The 2509-nt window shown below is 65.5% G+C and carries 2 protein-coding genes; both read right to left on the minus strand.

Annotation, left to right across the window (positions count from 1 at the left end; translation table 11 throughout):
• Positions 1 to 49: 49 nt before the first annotated feature.
• Positions 50 to 1066 carry an EthD domain-containing protein gene (locus D588_RS0109465; protein WP_017915803.1) on the minus strand — a complete coding sequence of 339 codons (1017 nt, stop codon included), beginning with the start codon at positions 1064 to 1066 and terminating at the stop codon, positions 50 to 52.
• Entirely contained in the window at positions 1059 to 2255 is a 1197-nt protein-coding gene (locus D588_RS0109470; RefSeq protein ID WP_232764269.1) for an MFS transporter, read from the minus strand. Before D588_RS0109470 ends, D588_RS0109465 begins: the two co-directional genes overlap by 8 nt.
• Positions 2256 to 2509 lie beyond the last annotated feature (254 nt).

Here is a 2509-nt window from a genome sequence, read left to right on the forward strand (position 1 = left end):
GATCGCCGATGGACTGCGGTTGTGTTAACAGGCCCTAGTCCTCAGTGGCTCATGCTTTCGGGGCCGTGACCCGTTCCGGCGCAATCCGATTGACCAGCGCCATGCCGATGGCCGTCCACCATTCGCTGGCAGCCACGTCTGACATCCGCGCTTCGTCTGAGGTAATCGCCTGGCTTGCGTGGCTGCGCAGGAAGTCCTCCAGATCGTTCACGCTGGTGAAGTTCATCAGCGTCACCCCGTCGATCCGGCTGGCCTGTGGATGGAACAGCGGCTGATCCGGTTCAACCGGCCCGATGTTGTGGAGTTGCACATAGCGCCGCGTCCAGTCCTTGGACTGCGCCGCCGCCAGCGGTGCATGCTCGTGCAGCCACCATTGCTGGAAGGCTTCGCGGCTGATTGCCGGATCGCGCACATGGAGCTTGACCAGCGTGACGGCCTCATTGCCCGTGACGCTCGGCACGATGACGTATTGGCGCGCCAGCACCGGGGCGATGTCGCGGAAGATCGCCTGGTCTTCGGGCAGGATTTTCTCGCGCACTCGGGCATTGCCCAGCACCACGGCGATGTCCTCGGGGCCGACGAAGTTCAGGTAGGCGATGCCGTCCCAGCGCGGACGCCGGTAGGCTTCGACATGGCCGATGACGGTAGGCCACAACCGGCCTTGTTCATCGACCGGCGCGCGATATGGCGGTGCATCGGTGTAGGTCGGCCCGGGCGCAAAGCGGTGCAACTGGTCATAGCGCAGCAGGCGTTCCAGGCTGCGGTCGTCTGCTTCCTCGGCATGGATGAAGCGCACGCCATGCACCTTGCGCCAATACTCGCCCCAATGCTCGAAGTTGAGGTTCGGATTCCCTTCGAAGGCATTGGCGGCAACATCGGTCGCCGGGTCGGCGATGGCGTTTCCGGCATGGTCGAGCACATGCCCGTCGGCACGCCGCCGCTCGGCCAGCGGCGTGTTGTCGGCACGCGAGAGCAACGAGCACAACACGGTGAGCGGCCGGTCGCTGCCGGGTTGGGGTTGCAGGTAGGGGGCGCGGAACAGCCGTTCCTCGACAGTCTTAGTCATGGGGATGTTTTCCAGGGAGATGGTGAAGAAAGGACACGGCCAACGCCGCCAGCCCGGCCGCTGCCGCAAAGCCATAGAGGCCCAGCGTGCCCGCATGTGCCCACGCGGCGCTGCCGATGGCGGCACCTGCCGCCATGCCAATCATTGCGCCGGTCATCAGCAGGCCGTTGAGGCGGCTGCGGGCCTGCGGGTCCAGCCCGTTGACGATGGCTTGGTGCGAAACCAGCGCCGCCATCACGCCCAGGTCGAAGACCAGGGCACCGACTGCCAGGCTCCAAAGGCTGGGCGGCAGGATTCCCATGCCGAGGAACGCCACAATCACCAGCGCGCATCCGAGGCGGATGGCGGGTAGCGGCCCGTGGCGGTCGTTGAAGCGGCCGAACCAGGGCGCGGCCAGGGCGCCGGCCGCGCCGGCGATGCCGTAGGTGCCTGCTATGCCGGCGCCCAGGTGGAACGGCGCAGCCGCCAGCACCAGGGCAAGCATGGACCAGAACGCGCCTAGCGTTGACGCGAGCAGCGCCTGTGCCACCACGGCCAAGCGCAAGGCCGGGTACTGCCGCCAGAACGTCCACAAACTGGCGATCAACGCGCCGTAGCGACTGCGGCTGGCGGGCGGCAGGTTCGGCACGGTGCGCCAGGCGATCACCATCACCCCCAGCATCAGACCAGCCGCCACGAACTGCATGGCCCGCCAGCCCAGGGACTCGGCGACCCAGCCGCCCAGGGTGCGCGACAGCAGGATGCCGCTGAGCAACCCGGTCGTTACGGTGCCCACGGCCTGGCCGCGCTGTTCGTCGGGGGCCAGTTGGGCGGCGATCGGCACGAAATCCTGGCCGATGCTGCCCAGCAGGCCGACGGCGATGCTGGCGATCACCAGCCAGCCAAGGCCGGGAGAGATACCCGCCGCCACCAGGGCCAGCACCAGCAGCACCGCTTTGACCAGGATGAGCCGCCGTCGAGGTACCACGTCCCCGAGTGGGGCCAGCAATAGCATGCCCAGCGCGTAGTCGATCTGTGTCAGGGTCGGCACCCTGCCGACCTGTTCCGGGGTGGCGCCGAACTCGGACTGCACCAAGGACAGACCCGGTTGAAGGTAGTAGACGTTCGCTACGCCCAGCCCGGCGCAGGTTGCGAGCAGCAACAGCGCGCCATTCAGACGGAATGTGGACGTAAGAGCCGATTGCGGCATAGAAGCCTCGCAAGAAGATCGGCAGCCCTGACGGCAGGCTGCTCCAGCGACACATACTATTGACGAATTTAGATTAGATATATGATCCTAAGATCCAAAGAAAGTTGACCACAGTTCGTCAATAGGCGGGCAATGATTACGCTAGACCCTTTCCAAGGCATTGCCGTCTTCATGCAGGTCGTGCAGGCCGGCAGCTTCACGTTGGCGGCCGAGCGGCTAGATGTGTAAACCCACCACGTTGTTCAGTGGAATTC

This window comes from Xanthomonas sp. SHU 308, assembly GCF_000364645.1.
Taxonomy (GTDB): Bacteria; Pseudomonadota; Gammaproteobacteria; order Xanthomonadales; family Xanthomonadaceae; genus Xanthomonas_A; species Xanthomonas_A sontii.